The organism is Streptomyces sp. SID5469 (genome assembly GCF_009862865.1).
GTDB classification, from domain to species: domain Bacteria; phylum Actinomycetota; class Actinomycetes; order Streptomycetales; family Streptomycetaceae; genus Streptomyces; species Streptomyces avermitilis.
On record NZ_WWIN01000001.1, the window covers coordinates 4407497 to 4422900 of the forward strand.

At 69.9% G+C, this 15404-nt stretch carries 15 protein-coding genes and 1 tRNA gene; 11 read left to right on the forward strand and 5 right to left on the reverse strand.

All coding sequences use genetic code 11. From position 1 onward, the window contains the following. The first annotated feature begins 253 nt into the window (after window positions 1-253). Together GTY58_RS18580 and GTY58_RS18585 are read left to right on the forward strand one after the other, a co-directional pair. Window positions 254-754 carry a YwqJ-related putative deaminase gene (locus GTY58_RS18580; RefSeq protein WP_010984989.1) on the forward strand — a complete coding sequence of 167 codons (501 nt, stop codon included), beginning with the start codon at window positions 254-256 and terminating at the stop codon, window positions 752-754. A 75-nt stretch (window positions 755-829) separates the two neighbouring features. Next, on the forward strand, window positions 830-1324 hold the full coding sequence (locus GTY58_RS18585; RefSeq protein ID WP_010984990.1) for an SUKH-3 domain-containing protein: 495 nt from the start codon (window positions 830-832) through the stop codon (window positions 1322-1324). A gap of 17 nt (window positions 1325-1341) precedes the next feature. Here the strand turns inward: GTY58_RS18585 and GTY58_RS18590 are convergent, their stop codons facing one another. Further along, on the reverse strand, window positions 1342-2661 hold the full coding sequence (locus tag GTY58_RS18590) for a histidine kinase (RefSeq protein WP_010984991.1): 1320 nt from the start codon (window positions 2659-2661) through the stop codon (window positions 1342-1344). A gap of 376 nt (window positions 2662-3037) precedes the next feature. Between GTY58_RS18590 and GTY58_RS18595 the strand changes: the two genes are divergently transcribed. From GTY58_RS18595 to GTY58_RS18620, 6 genes are all read left to right on the forward strand, one after another. After that, window positions 3038-3109 (forward strand) — tRNA-Gln (locus tag GTY58_RS18595). A gap of 112 nt (window positions 3110-3221) precedes the next feature. Beyond that, window positions 3222-4670 carry a bifunctional UDP-N-acetylglucosamine diphosphorylase/glucosamine-1-phosphate N-acetyltransferase GlmU gene (gene glmU, locus GTY58_RS18600; protein ID WP_010984992.1) on the forward strand — a complete coding sequence of 483 codons (1449 nt, stop codon included), beginning with the start codon at window positions 3222-3224 and terminating at the stop codon, window positions 4668-4670. Window positions 4671-4817: 147 nt separating this feature from the next. Then, complete coding sequence (locus GTY58_RS18605) at window positions 4818-5792, forward strand: ribose-phosphate diphosphokinase (protein WP_010984993.1); 975 nt, start codon at window positions 4818-4820, stop codon at window positions 5790-5792. Window positions 5793-5970: 178 nt separating this feature from the next. After that, window positions 5971-6564 (forward strand): 50S ribosomal protein L25/general stress protein Ctc, encoded by a 594-nt coding sequence (locus tag GTY58_RS18610; protein ID WP_010984994.1) that lies wholly within the window; start codon window positions 5971-5973, stop codon window positions 6562-6564. A gap of 78 nt (window positions 6565-6642) precedes the next feature. Continuing rightward, complete coding sequence (gene pth, locus GTY58_RS18615) at window positions 6643-7254, forward strand: aminoacyl-tRNA hydrolase (protein ID WP_010984995.1); 612 nt, start codon at window positions 6643-6645, stop codon at window positions 7252-7254. Window positions 7255-7362: 108 nt separating this feature from the next. Beyond that, window positions 7363-7851, forward strand: coding sequence for a hypothetical protein (locus GTY58_RS18620; RefSeq protein ID WP_037644839.1), 489 nt, complete (start codon window positions 7363-7365; stop codon window positions 7849-7851). 88 nt (window positions 7852-7939) lie between these two features. On the opposite strand, the gene ppc is transcribed toward GTY58_RS18620, so the two are convergent. Then, window positions 7940-10672: a phosphoenolpyruvate carboxylase gene (gene ppc / locus GTY58_RS18625; RefSeq protein WP_010984997.1), complete on the reverse strand. Its 2733-nt coding sequence runs from the start codon at window positions 10670-10672 to the stop codon at window positions 7940-7942. A gap of 298 nt (window positions 10673-10970) precedes the next feature. Between ppc and GTY58_RS18630 the strand changes: the two genes are divergently transcribed. Then, window positions 10971-11981 carry a fatty acid desaturase gene (locus GTY58_RS18630; protein ID WP_010984998.1) on the forward strand — a complete coding sequence of 337 codons (1011 nt, stop codon included), beginning with the start codon at window positions 10971-10973 and terminating at the stop codon, window positions 11979-11981. Further along, complete coding sequence (locus GTY58_RS18635) at window positions 11978-12655, forward strand: TetR/AcrR family transcriptional regulator (protein ID WP_010984999.1); 678 nt, start codon at window positions 11978-11980, stop codon at window positions 12653-12655. Before GTY58_RS18630 ends, GTY58_RS18635 begins: the two co-directional genes overlap by 4 nt. 114 nt (window positions 12656-12769) lie before the next feature. On the opposite strand, the gene GTY58_RS18640 is transcribed toward GTY58_RS18635, so the two are convergent. Together GTY58_RS18640 and GTY58_RS18645 are read right to left on the reverse strand one after the other, a co-directional pair. Continuing rightward, window positions 12770-13138, reverse strand: coding sequence for a VOC family protein (locus GTY58_RS18640; RefSeq protein ID WP_010985000.1), 369 nt, complete (start codon window positions 13136-13138; stop codon window positions 12770-12772). Next, the gene (locus GTY58_RS18645) at window positions 13138-13947 is read right to left on the reverse strand and encodes a trans-aconitate 2-methyltransferase (RefSeq protein ID WP_010985001.1); all 810 of its coding nucleotides are present in this window, start codon (window positions 13945-13947) and stop codon (window positions 13138-13140) included. Before GTY58_RS18645 ends, GTY58_RS18640 begins: the two co-directional genes overlap by 1 nt. Window positions 13948-14098: 151 nt before the next feature. Here GTY58_RS18645 and tamR point away from each other — a divergent pair, with 151 nt between their 5' ends. Then, window positions 14099-14596, forward strand: coding sequence for a MarR family transcriptional regulator TamR (tamR, locus tag GTY58_RS18650; RefSeq protein ID WP_010985002.1), 498 nt, complete (start codon window positions 14099-14101; stop codon window positions 14594-14596). Here tamR and GTY58_RS18655 read toward each other — a convergent pair. Further along, window positions 14555-15322 carry a response regulator transcription factor gene (locus GTY58_RS18655; RefSeq protein WP_037644834.1) on the reverse strand — a complete coding sequence of 256 codons (768 nt, stop codon included), beginning with the start codon at window positions 15320-15322 and terminating at the stop codon, window positions 14555-14557. The two genes, tamR and GTY58_RS18655, sit on opposite strands and share 42 nt — an antisense overlap. Window positions 15323-15404: the final 82 nt, after the last annotated feature.

Sequence of the window (15404 nt, forward strand, 5' to 3'; positions counted from 1 at the left end):
GGCGGTTGCCCCCTGCGGCGTTCTGAATAGCTGTACGGACCTCGGATATCGACAGCCTATGCGGTACGACGACACCGGTCACCGGGCCTCCGCTTCCGTGACCAGCCGTCACCCCGCCGTGACGATACGACGACGCCCGGGCGTGTCGCGACGCCCCAGCTTCCGCACCAGCCACGGCGTTTGGCAGTCTGTGTCCCTCCGGGAGACGCGAGGGAGTCCCCCCGGAAGAATGCCAGGGGAGGGGACCACGACCATGAACGCGACACAAACGGACACATCCGGGGACCCCCGGGTCGGCTGGAGCAGCACCGGGACACCGCACGCACCCACCCTCCTCCACCGCCGCGACGGCATACTCCCCACCGTCGCCGCCGCCCTCTCCGTACGCGGCGCCACCCTCACCGGCACCGCCGCCCGCGGCGACCAGCCCCCACCGCTGCACCCCCTCGTCCAGGACTTCCTCGACACCCTCACCAGCAGCCAGCGCGACCGCTTCAGCGGACGCTGCGCCGAAGTCCTCCTGATCTCCCGCCACATCGCCGCCGTCGACGCCACCCGCACCAAACGCGCCGCCCGCAAACCGATGACCAACGGCGAAGCCCGCAAAGCCCTCAAGCAGGCCAAACTCACCGCGCGCCGCATCCGCGAGGACGGCGACCCGCTGCACGGCAGCTTCGCCACACCCTGCCGCGCCTGCACAGCCCTCAGCGACCACTTCGGCGTACGCATCGTCGACCCCACGGCACAGGGCTGACTCCCCCCACGCAACCCCGTACGCCCGCACCACGGCAACGACGCCCACCCCTGGCACTAGACGAACGAAGGGCAGATGCACGCCGACCGCACCTCCACCACACGCTTCTCCGTCCCCGTGGACGCCGCCCTGCGCACCGCGGGCTGGCAGCCGGGACGCTGGGACATAAAGCAGGCGGAATTCTGGGCCGACACCCTCCGCAGCCACACCTCCCCCGCAGGCCACCGCCACACCGTGTTCCCCGCAGCCGTCGAAGCGTGGGCGGAATTCGGCGGCCTGCACCTCACCGCGCAGGGCCCCGGCCGCCAACTCGCCCCCGCCACGCTCCACCTCGACCCGCTGCACGGCCTCCACCTGGCCCGCACCCTCGGCGACCTCGGCCGCGCCCTCGACACCGAGGTCTGCCCCCTCGGCGAGGAATCCGACAGCCGCGCCCTCGTCGCCATCGACACCGAGGGCCGCGTCTACGCCCTCGACCACACCGGCGACTGGTACCTCGGCCCCGACATCGACCAGGGCCTCACCACCCTCCTGACCGGCATCGAACCCGTACGCCTCACCGCGGGCTGACCCCCGGAAACCGGCCCTCAGGCCGCCTCCGCCCCCGCCGGAATCACCGCCGACACCCGAAAACCACCCGCGTCCGTGGGCCCGGACACAAACACCCCGCCCAGCGCGGAGACCCGCTCCTTCATCCCCACCAGCCCGTTCCCCCCGCTCGGCAGCCGCGCGGACTCCGCGGACCCCGGCTCCGGCGGCGGCCCGTTCTCCACCTGCATCGCGATCTCCGCACTCCGGTGCGCGAGCCGCACCCGCGTCTTGGCCCCCGCCGCATGCTTGTGAACGTTGGTCAACGCCTCCTGCACCACCCGGTACGCCGTCTGCTCCACCTCACGCGCATACGACCGCGCATCCCCCTCCACCGACAGATCGACCGCCATCCCGGCCGCCGCCGACTGCCCCACCAACACGTCGAGGTCGGCAAGACACGGCCCGTCCGAGGGATCCTCCACGGCCCGCGACGCGGCAGCGGCGGCGGCGACCCCGACAGCGACCAGCGGCACCGCCCGCACCCGGGACACCGTCCCGTCACCCGTCCGCAGCACCCCGAGCATCTCCCGCAACTCGGTGAGCGCCTGCCGCCCCATGTCCCCCACCAGCGCCGCGTTCTTCACCGCCTTCTCGGGATCCTTGCGCGCGACAGCCTGCAACGCCGCGGCATGCACCACCATCAGACTCACCCGATGAGCGACGACATCGTGCATCTCCCGCGCGATCCGCGTCCGCTCCTCGTTCCGGGCCCACTCGGCCCGCTCCTCCGCCCGCTCGGCCAACAGCATCAACTCACGCTCAAGACTGTCGGCCCGCTCCCGCAGACTCTCCATGAGCCGCCGCCGCGCCCCGACATACAGCCCGAGCAGCACCGGAGGGGTGGTCATCCCCAGAGCGGTGGTGATGGACAGGAAGGGAACGAACCAGTCACCGATGGTCAGATCGCCGCGCACCACACCCTGATGGGCCCGCACGTACGTCACGATCAGCATCCCGACGAACGACATACCGGCGAGCGAGCCGATGATCCGCCGGGGCAGCTCCGAGGCGGCCAGGGTGTACAGCCCCACGACCCCCATGAGGAAGCCCATCTGGGCCGGCGCGATGGCGATGGAGACGAGCACGACCGCGATCGGCCACTTGCGCCGCAGCACCAGCACCAGGCCGGCGAACAACCCGAACACCATGCCGACAGGGAGCGGCAGCGCGGCATCCCGCGCGAACCTGGCACCCTCGATCACGCATTCGACCGCGGACAGCAGAGCCAGCCCGATATCGAGCACCGCACTCCGCCACCGCGTCCACCACCAGGGCCCGGTCAAGGCCCCGGTTTCCGCTTCCCCCGTCGTGGTCATGCCTCCCAGCCTACGGGCGGCGGGTGCCCCTTTTCCGGCGAGTTTCGCGTACTGGCCTACACCACACCCCGCAATCGAACAGAAGCGAAACCATCCGGTATCGCTCGAACTGCCGAATCGCACGACGTTCGATGCCGGAACCCGGCATTCCGCCCGGACGGTATGCCCATGGCGCACACACAGGGCACAACGGTCCGCGAGAACGCCGGCGACGCCTACCGGGGGTGTCTCGTGATCTACGTTCTCCAGAGCGCCGATCCGTACCGTCGTTCTCCAGAGCGCCGATCTGTACCGTCGCATCGAGGGCGCCTGGTACGGCATAGTGTTGGGTGCCGACTCGACGACCTGACCAAATGTCCGGTTCAGTTGAGTTCTATCCCCCGTGGTGTAATTGGCAGCACTGTGGCTTTTGGTGCCATCTGTCCGGGTTCGAGTCCTGGCGGGGGAGCGATGCTCGGCCCGGGCCCTGACCGTCATGTCAGGGCCCGCTCCCATGTCCCCCCACAAACGCCCCGGTATCCTGCGGATGTCCCCACCCACCAAAGCCGAAGGGCATCCCCGTGAGCGCCATCCGCCCGGCAGCCGTCGTCGTTCTCGCAGCGGGTGAGGGCACCCGTATGAAGTCGGCCACACCCAAGGTCCTCCACGACATCTGCGGCCGCTCCCTCGTCGGTCATGTACTCGCCGCCGCGCGCGAGTTGGAGCCCGAGAACCTGGTCGTCGTCGTGGGACACGCCCGTGAGCAGGTCACCGCGCACCTCGCCGAGATCGACCCGGCCGTGCGTACGGCCGTCCAGGCCGAGCAGAACGGGACCGGGCACGCCGTCCGGATGGGCCTCGAAGAGCTCGGCGGCGTCGTCGACGGGACCGTGGTCGTCGTCTGCGGCGACACCCCCCTGCTCAGCGGGGAGACGCTGCGGCAGCTCGCCGCCACGCACACCGCCGACGGCAACGCCGTCACCGTGCTGACCGCCGAGGTCCCCGACGCCACCGGCTACGGCCGCATCGTGCGCGACGGCGCCTCCGGTGCCGTGACGGCCATCGTCGAGCACAAGGACGCCAGCGAGTCGCAGCGCGCCGTCCGTGAGATCAACTCCGGGGTCTTCGCCTTCGACGGGCGGCTCCTCGCCGACGCGCTCGGCAAGGTGCGTACCGACAACAGCCAGGGCGAGGAGTACCTCACCGACGTCCTCGGGATCCTGCGCGAGGCCGGGCACCGGGTGGGCGCCTCCGTGGCCGCCGACCACCGGGAGATCGCCGGCATCAACAACCGCGTGCAGCTGGCGGAGGCCCGCCGCATCCTCAACGACCGGCTCCTCACCCGGGCCATGCTCGCCGGCGTGACGGTGGTGGACCCGGCGACCACGTGGATCGACGTGACGGTCACCTTCGGGCAGGACGCGATCGTGCACCCGGGGACGCAGCTCCAGGGCACCACGCAGCTGGGTGAGGGTGCCGAGGTCGGCCCCAACTCGCGGCTCAAGGACACCCGGGTCGGCGCGGGCGCGCGGATCGACAACACGGTGGCCGAGAGGGCGGACGTGGGGGCGCAGGCCAGCGTCGGTCCGTTCGCGTATCTGCGTCCCGGTACGCGGCTCGGGGCGAAGGCCAAGGTGGGCACGTACGTCGAGACCAAGAACGCCTCGATCGGCGAGGGCACGAAGGTGCCGCACCTGTCGTACGTGGGTGACGCGACGATCGGCGAGTACTCCAACATCGGTGCCGCGAGCGTGTTCGTGAACTACGACGGTCAGGACAAGCACCACACCACGGTGGGGTCGCACTGCCGCACCGGTTCGGACAACATGTTTGTGGCTCCTGTCACGGTCGGGGACGGCGCGTACACCGCGGCGGGCTCGGTCATCACGAAGGACGTGCCGCCCGGTTCGCTGGCCGTGGCCCGTGGCCAGCAGCGGAATATCGAGGGCTGGGTGGCCCGTAAGCGTCCGGGAAGTGCTGCCGCGAAGGCGGCCGAGGTGGCTTCCCGGAAGCCGGAAGGCGAAGACTGAGCGGAAAGCGGTGCGTCTGGGACGGCGTACCGTGATAAGTGCACACCCGCACCCCCAGCTGGGAAGACCTCTCACGGCGAGCAGCGAGTTCGCGCGGCTGAGATGTCCTCTCGCACCCTGCTGAGACACCTCTGAGGAGACAGTGCTGTGACCGGGATCAAGACGACCGGCGAGAAGAAGATGATGTTCTTCTCCGGCCGCGCCCACCCCGAGCTTGCCGAGGAGGTCGCCCACAAGCTGGGTGTCGGGGTAGTCCCGACGAAGGCCTTCGACTTCGCCAACGGTGAGATCTACGTCCGCTATCAGGAGTCGGCGCGCGGTGCCGACTGCTTCCTGATCCAGAGCCACACGGCTCCGATCAACAAGTGGATCATGGAGCAGTTGATCATGATCGACGCTCTGAAGCGGGCGTCCGCCCGGAGCATCACGGTGATCGTGCCGTTCTACGGTTACGCGCGGCAGGACAAGAAGCACCGTGGGCGTGAACCGATTTCGGCGCGTCTGATCGCCGACCTGATGAAGACGGCGGGCGCGGACCGCATCCTCACCGTCGATCTGCACACGGACCAGATCCAGGGCTTCTTCGACGGTCCGGTCGATCACCTCTTCGCGCTGCCGATCCTGGCGGACTACGTGGGCGCGAAGGTCGACCGCAGCAAGCTGACCGTCGTCTCTCCCGACGCCGGCCGCGTGCGGGTCGCGGACCGCTGGTGCGACCGTCTGGACGCTCCGCTGGCGATCGTCCACAAGCGTCGCGACAAGGACGTGGCCAACCAGGTCACCGTCCACGAGGTGGTCGGTGACGTGAAGGGCCGCGTCTGCGTGCTCGTCGACGACATGATCGACACGGGTGGCACGATCTGTGCCGCCGCGGACGCGCTGTTCGCGCATGGCGCGGAGGACGTCATCGTGACGGCGACGCACGGTGTGCTCTCCGGTCCGGCGGCCGACCGTCTGAAGAACTCCAAGGTCAGTGAGTTCGTCTTCACGGACACCCTGCCGACGCCGGGTGAGCTGGAGCTCGACAAGATCACGGTGTTGTCGATCGCGCCGACGATCGCCAACGCGGTGCGTGAGGTGTTCGAGGACGGTTCGGTGACGAGCCTCTTCGACGAGCAGTAGTCCTCGGTCGGGTAGATCGATTTCAGGTACGGCCTCCCCGCCGCGTAAGCTGTCACAGTTGCTCGGCGAGGGAGGCCGCACTGTTCGGTGCGGCGGTCCGTTATCGACGCGCTCTTCGTAGCAGGCCGATTGTTGTGGCCGGGTGACCACCTTTCCCCCTGTACTACGAGGAGTGATCATGTCCGAGGTCAAGCTCGCCGCTGAGCCCCGCACCGAGTTCGGCAAGGGTGCCGCGCGTCGCATCCGCCGTGAGAGCAAGGTTCCCGCCGTTGTCTACGGTCACGGTGCCGAGCCGGTCCACATCACGCTGCCGGGCCACGAGCTGCTGCTCGCCCTGCGCACCCCGAACGTTCTGCTCTCCCTGGACATCGAGGGCAAGGCGCAGCTGGCGATCCCGAAGGCCGTGCAGCGTGACGCGATCAAGGGCTTCCTCGAGCACGTCGACCTGCTGCTCGTCCGCAGTGGCGAGAAGGTCAACGTCGAGGTCTACGTGCACACCGAGGGCGACCTGGCTCCGGGTGCCTACCTGCTCGAGCACGTGCTGAGCACGCTGACGGTCGAGGCCGAGGCCACGCACATCCCCGAGTCGGTCACGGTTTCCATCGAGGGCCTGGAGGCCGGCGCCTCCATCCTCGCCAAGGACATCCCGCTGCCCTCCGGCACCACCCTGGCCATCGACGAGGACGCGGTCGTTCTCCAGGTCCTGGCCGCTCAGGCGGAGGAGGCCGCCGAGGAGGCCGCCGGTACCGCCGAGGTCGGTTCCGAGGCCTGATCCTCCCGGAACCCCCGGAATCTCTTCTGTCAGCCGCCGCTCCCACCAGGAGCGGCGGCTGGCGCGTATCAAGGACATATGGGAGACACGGACGTGACGAGCGACGCCAATGCGCCCTGGTTGATCGTAGGGCTCGGGAATCCGGGGCCGGAGTACGCGCGGAACCGGCACAACGTGGGGTTCATGGTGGCCGATCTGCTGGCGGAGCGGATCGGGGGGAAGTTCAAGCGGGCCGGTAAGGCGCAGGCGCAGGTGATCGAGGGGCGCATCGGGCCGCCCGGTCCGGCGAACCGGCGGGTGATTCTGGCGAAGCCGATGTCGTACATGAATCTGTCCGGCGGTCCGGTGAACGCGCTGCGGGAGTTCTACAAGGTGCCGGTGGCGAACATCGTGGCGGTCCACGACGAGTTGGACATCGACTACGGCGTCCTGCGGCTCAAGCTCGGCGGCGGCGACAACGGCCACAACGGGCTCAAGTCGATGACGAAGGCGATGGGCCCGGACTACCACCGGGTGCGGTTCGGCATCGGACGCCCTCCGGGCCGTATGCAGGTCGCCGATTTCGTGCTGAAGGACTTCGCGTCGGCGGAGCGCAAGGAGCTCGACTACCTCGTCGACCGCGCGGCGGACGCCGCGGAGTGTCTGGTGATCGAGGGGCTGGAGCGGGCGCAGGGGACGTACAACTCCTGAGGGTGCCTCCGTAGGTAGGAGTACGGGCGCCTTTTGTAGGCGTACAACTGGGGACTTGTCCCCCGTCGGAGTTGACCGGGCGCGTTGTCATGGCCAAGGATCGCCGCCATGCCTGCCGTCTCCTCCACTCAGAGCGCGTACGCGGTGCTGCGGTTCGGGCGGATCGCGGCGATGGGAACGGTCGCCGTGCTGATTCTGATCGCGGGTGTCTGGGGCTCGTGGGGTACCGCTCAGCACGTGATGCTGACGAAGGGGCGCGAGCGGGGCACGATGACGGTGGCGCGGTGCTCGGGGGACCGGTGTACGGGCCCGTACGTGCCCGCGACCGAGGGTTCGAAGGCCCGGGCACGGGTCGTCATCGAGCAGCCCGTGGCGGTGCGGCGGGGCGAGGTGCTGACGGTCGTGGTGAAGCCGGGGTCCGACCAGGTGGTGCGGACCGGTCCGGCCGGGGTTCTCTACGCGTGGGTGCCGCTCGGCGGTGCGTTGCTGCTGGCGTCGGTCGTGGTGGCGGGTGGTCTGCGGATGGCGCGTACGGCGTGGGCGCTGGCGGGTTCGGGGCTGGTGTTGCTGACGGCGGCGTTCGCGGCGCTTCAGTAGTCGCCCCGCGCGGGCCCGCCCGGGGGTGGAACGGGGAGTGCCCCCGTGCCGGTGTGCGGCACGGGGGCACTCTCGCGTGGGTGTGCGGTCAGCCGGTGTTGCGCAGGCCGGCCGCCACGCCGTTGACGGTGAGGAGCAGGGCGCGGGCCAGGAGCGGGTCGGGGGGCGTGTCCGCTGCCGCGGCGTCGCGCTGGCGCTTGAGCAGGGCGACCTGGAGGTAGGAGATCGGGTCGAGGTAGGCGTCGCGGATGGCGAAGGTCTGCTGGAGGACGGGGTGGGTGTCCAGGAGCTTCTCCCCGCCGGTGATCCGCAGGACCTCACGGACGGTGAGTTCGTGCTCGGCCTCGATGGTGGCGAAGACGTGCTTGAGGTGGTCCGGGACGAGGGTGTCGACGTAGTGGCGGGCGATCCGCAGGTCGGTCTTCGCGAGGGTCATCTCGACGTTCGAGAGGAAGTTCCGGAAGAAGTGCCACTGCTCGTGCATCTCGTCGAGCACGGTGTCCAGGCCCGCCTCGCGCAGTGCCTTGAGACCGGAGCCGACGCCGAACCAGCCGGGCACGATCTGCCGGGACTGGGTCCAGCCGAAGACCCACGGGATGGCGCGCAGTCCGTCGAGCGAGACGCCCGAGCCGGGGCGACGGGAGGGCCGCGAGCCCAGGTGCAGGTCGGCGAGCTGGTCGACCGGCGTGGAGGCGAGGAAGTACGTCGGCAGGTCAGGGTCCTCGACGAGCCGCCGGTAAGCGGAGTGGGCGGCGTCGGAGACGACGTCCATCGCCGCGTCCCAGCGGGCCAGCGCCTCGTCGGACTGGCGGGGCGCGGTGTGCAGGGCGGACGCCTGGAGCGTCGCGGCGACCGTCAGTTCGAGGTTCTCGCGGGCGAGCGAGGGGACGAGGTACTTGTCGGAGATGACCTCGCCCTGCTCGGTCACCTTGATCTCGCCCTCCAGGGTGCCCCAGGGCTGGGCGAGGATCGCGTCGTGGGAGGGGCCGCCGCCACGGCCCACGGTGCCGCCGCGGCCGTGGAAGAGGCGCAGGCGTACGCCGTAGCGGTGAGCGACGTCGCGCAGGCGTCGCTGGGCGCGGTGGATCTCCCACTGGCTGGTGGTGATGCCGCCGAACTTGGACGAGTCGGAGTACCCGAGCATGACCTCCTGGACGTCGCCGCGCAGGGCGACCAGGCGGCGGTAGGACGGGTCGGAGAGCATGTCTTCGAGGATGGTGTCCGCGGCCTTGAGCTCGTCGGTGGTCTCCAGGAGCGGCACGATGCCGATCTTGGCCCAGCCGGCGTGCAGGTCGAGGAGTCCGGCCTCGCGGGCGAGGACGGCGGCGGCGAAGACGTCGTCGGCGCCCTGGCACATCGAGATGATGTACGACTCGATGACCTCGGGTCCGAAGACTGCGAGGGCTCGCTTGACGGTGTGGAAGACGCCGAGGGTCTTGGCGCCGGCCGCGTCGAGCGGGGCGGGGCTGGGAGCGAGCGGCCTTCTGGAACGCAGTTCCTTGGCGAGGAGCTTGCCGCGGTAGTCGCGGGGCATGTCGGCGTAGCGCCAGGATTCCTCGCCGAGGCGGTCGAAGAGCTGGCCGAGTGCGTAGTGGTGGGCGTCGGCGTGTTCGCGTACGTCCATGGTGGCGAGCTGGAGGCCGAAGGCGGCGAGTGTGCGGATGGTGCGGTCCATGCGGCCGTCGGCGAAGAGGCCGCCGCGGTGCTCGCGCAGGGAGGTCTGGATCAGCTTGAGGTCGTGGAGCAGTTCGCCGGTGCCGAGGTAGTCGCGGCCGGGCTGGTGGGCGGTGCCCTTGGCGAGGCGCTGCTTGGTGTTCTCGAGCTTCTGCCGGATGCAGGTGGCCTTGAGCCGGTAGGGCTCTTCGGCGTTGAGGCGCTTGTAGCGCGGGCTGATCTCGGGCAGGCGTTCGAGGTCGGTCCCGAGCGACGTCAGCAGTTCCTCGGTCGCTCCCGTGTAGCGGATGGAGTTGGAGAGGAAGCCGCGGAGTTCGTCGATGAGCTCGAGGGCGTCGTTGATGCCGTGCTCGTGCTGGAGGATGAGGACGTCCCAGGTCACCTCGGGGGTGACGTTGGGGTTGCCGTCGCGGTCGCCGCCGATCCAGGTGCCGAAGGTGAGGGGGCGGGTGTCGTCGGGGAGCTGTACGCCGACCCGCTCGAGCTCGGCCGTGAGGTCTTCCAGGACGTCGCCCACGGCGCCGGCGTGCAGTTCGTCGAGGTAGTAGATGGCGTTGCGGGCCTCGTCGGCGGGCTCGGGGCGGACGACGCGCAGTTCGTCGGTCTGCCAGACGAGGTCGATGTTCTCGGCCAGCCGGGTGTCGTAGCGGCGGCGGTCCGCCTCGATGACCGGGGTCTCCAGGAGTGCGGCGATCCGGCGGAGCTTGTTCAGCACCGAGCGGCGGGCGGCTTCCGTGGGGTGGGCGGTGAACACGGGGCGGACGTTGAGGTTCTTGACCGTCGCGCGCAGGTGCTCGGGGTCCGCGTCCTTCAGCCGGTCGGCGGTACGGGCGAGAAGTCCGCCTTCGGCGGCGCGCTTGGTGCGCAGTTCTCGGCCACGGTGCACCTGTTCGGTGACGTTCGCCAGGTGGAAGTAGGTGGAGAAGGCGCGGACCAGCTTGGCCGCGGTCTCGAGTTCCGTGCCACGCAGCAGCTCGGCGGCTGCTTCGCCGTCCTCGCGGGTCAGGCGGCGGACCTTCTCGACCAGGTCGAGGAGTTCGGGGCCCTCCTGACGGACGAGGGTCTCGCCCAGGAGGTCGCCCAGGCGCCTGATGTCGGCGCGCAGCTCGCTGCTGGTCGTGGTGGTCTGGTCGTCGGCACTGCTCACAGGTGCGGCTCCTTGCAGTGTTGAAGCTTGTCAAAAGCTCGTCTGAAGCTCGTCTGGGAGGGAACCCGGGTGGCGACCGCACGGCGGGTGCCGCTTAGGGACGGGGCATCCGGGAAGAAATTCAGAGCGGACCGCGCTGTCCGACCGACTCCAAGGATAGGTGTCCATGCGGGCGCGCAGACTCTCGGGCTCTTGCCGCCGGGCGGCGCACTGCCATACTTACGATGCCGTAGGTTACGGAACCGTAGGCGCCGTAATCGGCCATCCCCCCACCCTCGACCCTTCAGGGGACGCCCCCATGACCCCAGGCTCCGATGTGATCGACGACGTTCCGAAGGCGAACAACGACTCCATGGCCGCGTCCGCGACGCTGGGCGGCGAGCGGAAACGTTCGCTCGAGCAGATCACGCTGCTGCTCTTCATCATCGTTCCGTTCCTGGCGCTGCTCGCGGCGGTGCCGCTGGCCTGGGGGTGGGGGGTGAGCTGGCTCGACATGGGCCTGATGGTGTTCTTCTACTACCTCGGCTGCCACGGCATCACGATCGGCTTCCACCGCTACTTCACGCATGGTTCGTTCAAGGCCAAGCGGCCCTTGCGGATCGCGCTGGCGATCGCCGGTTCGATGGCGGTCGAGGGACCTCTGGTCCGCTGGGTGGCCGACCACCGCAAGCATCACAAGTTCTCCGACGCGGAGGGTGACCCGCATTCGCCGTGGCGTTTCGGCGAGACGGTTCCGGCTCTGATGAAGGGCCTGTGGTGGGCGCACATCGGATGGATGTTCGACGAGGAGCAGACGTCGCAGGAGAAGTACGCGCCGGATCTGATCAAGGACGGTGCGATCCGTGCGATCTCGCGTCAGTTCGTCCTGTGGACGGGTCTCTCGCTGGCGCTGCCCCCGTTGATCGGCGGTCTGGTGACGATGTCCTGGTGGGGGGCGTTCACCGGCTTCTTCTGGGGTTCGCTCGTGCGGGTGGCGCTGCTGCACCATGTGACGTGGTCGATCAACTCGATCTGTCATGCGGTGGGCAAGCGTCCCTTCAAGTCGCGTGACCGGTCGGGGAACGTGTGGTGGCTGGCGGTGCTGTCCTGCGGTGAGTCGTGGCACAACCTGCACCACGCCGACCCGACGTCGGCGCGGCACGGGGTGGAGCGCGGCCAGCTGGATTCCTCGGCGCGGATCATCCGCTGGTGCGAGCGGCTGGGCTGGGCTTATGACGTGCGCTGGCCGTCACGCTCGCGTATCGATTCCCGCCGTCACACCGGTGAGGAAGGCTCCCGGCGCAAGAGGGAGAGCGCCGACGCGGCATGATTGACAGCGTGGCGACCGACTCCAGCAGCACCCCGAGCAATGAAAAGCCGCGGCGTGCGCGCCGCACGCGGATGACTGGTGCGGAAAGGCGCCAGCAGCTTCTTGAGATTGGTCGCACCCTGTTCGCCGCGAAGGGCTTCGAGGGGACGTCGGTGGAGGAGATCGCGGCGAAGGCCGGGGTCTCCAAGCCTGTCGTGTACGAGCATTTCGGCGGCAAGGAGGGCCTGTACGCGGTGGTGGTGGATCGTGAGATGCGGCGGCTGCTGGACATGGTCACCGGCTCCCTCACGGCGGGTCACCCGCGTGAGCTGTGCGAGCAGGCCGCTTTCGCGCTCCTCGACTACATCGAGGAGTACACGGACGGCTTCCGCATCCTGGTCCGCGACTCGCCGATCCCCCAGTCGACGGGTTCGTTCGCGTCGTTGATCTCGGACATCGCCACCCAGGTGGAGGACATCCTGGGCCGCGAGTTCAAGAGCCGGGGTTTCGACCCGAAGCTGGCGCCGCTGTATGCGCAGGCGCTGGTCGGCATGGTCGCGCTGACCGGTCAGTGGTGGCTGGACGTGCGCCGCCCGAAGAAGGCCGAGGTGGCGGCGCACCTGGTGAACCTGGCGTGGCACGGGCTGGACGGCCTGGAGCCGAAGCCGCGGCTGATAGGACACCGCAAGTCCTGACGGCGACGCCGGAAGACCTGACGGGGGCACCCGAAGTCCTGACAGCAGCGCCGGAAGACCTGACGGCGGCACCCGAAGTCCTGACGGCGGCGGCCCGTTCGCCGCGCCGCCCGGTCACTCCGGGGCGAGCGGCTCCAGGAACTCCAGTCGGTTGCCGACGGGGTCCTCGGAGTAGAAGCGGCGGTGGCCCGGGAGGTTGGCGTCCCAGGTGACCGTCGCTCCCCGGGCGGCGAGCCGACCCCCGTACGACTCGATGTCCGTGACCCGCAGTCCTGGGTGCGCCTTCCTCGCCGGGCGGAAGTCCGCCTCGATGCCCAGGTGCAGGTGCACCGCGCCCGCCTGGAACCAGCAGCCGCCGCGCGCCGCGAGGACCGGCGGTTTGGGGAGCTCCCTCATGCCGAGGATGTCGACGTAGTAGGCGCGCAGGGCGTTCTCCGACCCCGGTGGTGCGGCCAGCTGGACGTGGTCGACGGCGGTGAGCATCACGCCTCCTTGTGGGCCACGGCGAAGACGCGGCGGAACGGGAACACCGTGCCGCGCTCCGTCGCCGGGTACGCCTCGCGCAGTGCCTCCCGGTATTCGGCGACGAAGGCCTCCGCGTCCGCCGCCCCCAGTTCCGTGAGGACGGGGCGCAGGCCCGTTCCCTTCACCCAGTCCAGTACGGGGTCCTCGCCCTGGAGGAGGTGCAGATACGTGGTCTCCCAGACGTCGGCCGCGCAGCCGAGGGCGGTGAGCGCCTCCAGGTACGCGGCGGGCGTGTGCACGGCGTCGTCGTGGCGCAGGGTGTCGGCCAGGCGGTCCTTCCAGCGGGCCGAGTGGGCGAGTTCGCGCATCAGCCGGTGGCTGGGCGAGTCGAAGTTGCCGGGCACCTGGAAGGCGAGGGTGCCGCCGGGAGCCAGCCCGTCCGTCCAGGCGGGGAGGCGGTCGATGTGCCCGGGCACCCATTGCAGCGTGGCGTTGCTGACGATCAGGTCGTAGGGCTGCGCGGGTGTCCAGGTCCGGGCGTCCGCGGCGGCGAAGTCGAGGCGGCCGCCGCCGGCCGTGGGACCCGCGTACGCGGCGGCCTTCGCCAGCATCTCCGGGGAGTTGTCGAGTCCGGTGATGCGGGCGGTGGGCCAGCGCTCCGCGATCAGGCGGGTGACGTTGCCGGGGCCGCAGCCCAGGTCGGCGATGCGGGCGGGGTCCCGGGGCAGCTCGGGGACGCGGGCCAGCAGGTCGGCGAAGGGGCGGGCGCGGTGATCCGCGTGGCGCAGGTACTGGCTGGGATCCCAGCTGGGGACGGCGGCGGGCATGGCGGTCCTCCTCGAAGTCACGGCCTGATGACACAGGTCAGCCTCACACCCAAACTATCTCGACGTCAAGAGACTCTAGATCAAGAGATTTCAAGTAAAGAAACTTCAGGTCAAGAGACTTCACGTCGACACAACCACTACACTGATCGTCATGGAGGACGAGGTCGATCGGCTGGTCGCAGCATGGCGCCGGGAGCGCCCCGACCTCGACGTGGAACCGCTCGAGGTGCTCAGCCGGGTGAGCAGGCTCGCCCGGCATCTGGACCGGGCCCGTCGGCTCGCGTTCTCCGAGCACAGCCTGGAGCCCTGGGAGTTCGACGTCCTCACCTCGCTCAGGCGCGCGGGGGCCCCGTACCAGCTCTCCCCCGGCCAGCTCCTCACCCAGACGCTCGTCACCTCCGGCACGATGACCAACCGTATCGACCGGCTCGCGAAGAAGAGCCTGGTCGAGCGGCTGCCCGACCCCAGCGACCGCCGGGGCGTGCTGGTCCGGCTCACCGAGGAGGGCCGCGACCGCGCCGACCAGGCGCTCGCCGGACTCCTCGACCAGGAGCGCGCGATCCTCGCCGAACTCAGCCGGGCCCAGCGCGCTGAACTCGCGGCCCTGCTACGCCAGTTGACCGCCCCGTTCGACAACATCCCCGGCTAGGTCGGCGGGCCCGACCCCGGCGCGGCGGGCGAGCGCGACGGCGGCCAGGGTGGAGTGCACGCCCAGCTTCCCGAGCACGTTCTGCATATGGGTGCGGACGGTGTGCGGGGAGAGGAACAGCCGTTCGGCGACGGCCTTGCGCCCGAGGCCCGCGACCATGCACCGCAGTACTTCCCGCTCCCTCGGCGTCAGCGACTCGACCAGCCGCTCGCTCTCGGTGCGGTGCTTGCGGGCGGCGGTCAGCTCGCGCAGCACGCCGGTGAGCAGGGCGGGCGGGAGGTGCGTCTCGTCCCGCAGCACTCCCCGTATGACGGTGAGCAGCCGGGACAGTGAGCAGTCCTTGGCGACCCACCCGGAGGCACCGGCCTGGAGGGCGAGGGCGGCGCGGCGCGGGTCGTCCTTCTCGGCCAGGACGACGGTGCGTACGCTCGGCTGCCCGGAGCGGACGCCCGCGACGAGCGAGATGCCGTCGACGAGCCCCTCCTCGTTGCCGTCGCGGACGGAGACGGCCGGGCGGGTGCCGGGCACGTTGCCGCCCAGGTCGGCGTCGACGAGCAACACGTCGAATCTGCGGCCTTCCGCCACCGCCCGCTCCAGGGCGCGCAGCGCGGCCGGACCGCTGCCGGCCGCGGAGACGTCGACGTCGGGCTCCGCGGCAAGGGCAGCGGCGAGCGACTCGGCGAAGATGCGATGGTCGTCAACGACCAGGACACGGATGCGAAGCACTGAAACCCCCACGAGTCGGGGGACGACCGGCGCAGGTACGACGCCCGGAGATCCCCGAGTCTGCTCGGGAAAACGGGGTGCC

Bases quoted from the DNA above. Each gene is read 5' to 3' on its own strand.
- GTY58_RS18580 (WP_010984989.1), top strand. From the start codon at position 254: ATGAACGCGACACAAACGGACACATCCGGGGACCCCCGGGTCGGCTGG.
- GTY58_RS18585 (WP_010984990.1), top strand. From the start codon at position 830: ATGCACGCCGACCGCACCTCCACCACACGCTTCTCCGTCCCCGTGGAC.
- GTY58_RS18590 (WP_010984991.1), bottom strand. From the start codon at position 2,661: ATGACCACGACGGGGGAAGCGGAAACCGGGGCCTTGACCGGGCCCTGG.
- GTY58_RS18610 (WP_010984994.1), top strand. From the start codon at position 5,971: ATGTCCGAGGTCAAGCTCGCCGCTGAGCCCCGCACCGAGTTCGGCAAG.
- pth (WP_010984995.1), top strand. From the start codon at position 6,643: ATGGGAGACACGGACGTGACGAGCGACGCCAATGCGCCCTGGTTGATC.
- GTY58_RS18620 (WP_037644839.1), top strand. From the start codon at position 7,363: ATGCCTGCCGTCTCCTCCACTCAGAGCGCGTACGCGGTGCTGCGGTTC.
- GTY58_RS18630 (WP_010984998.1), top strand. From the start codon at position 10,971: ATGACCCCAGGCTCCGATGTGATCGACGACGTTCCGAAGGCGAACAAC.
- GTY58_RS18635 (WP_010984999.1), top strand. From the start codon at position 11,978: ATGATTGACAGCGTGGCGACCGACTCCAGCAGCACCCCGAGCAATGAA.
- GTY58_RS18640 (WP_010985000.1), bottom strand. From the start codon at position 13,138: ATGCTCACCGCCGTCGACCACGTCCAGCTGGCCGCACCACCGGGGTCG.
- GTY58_RS18645 (WP_010985001.1), bottom strand. From the start codon at position 13,947: ATGCCCGCCGCCGTCCCCAGCTGGGATCCCAGCCAGTACCTGCGCCAC.
- tamR (WP_010985002.1), top strand. From the start codon at position 14,099: ATGGAGGACGAGGTCGATCGGCTGGTCGCAGCATGGCGCCGGGAGCGC.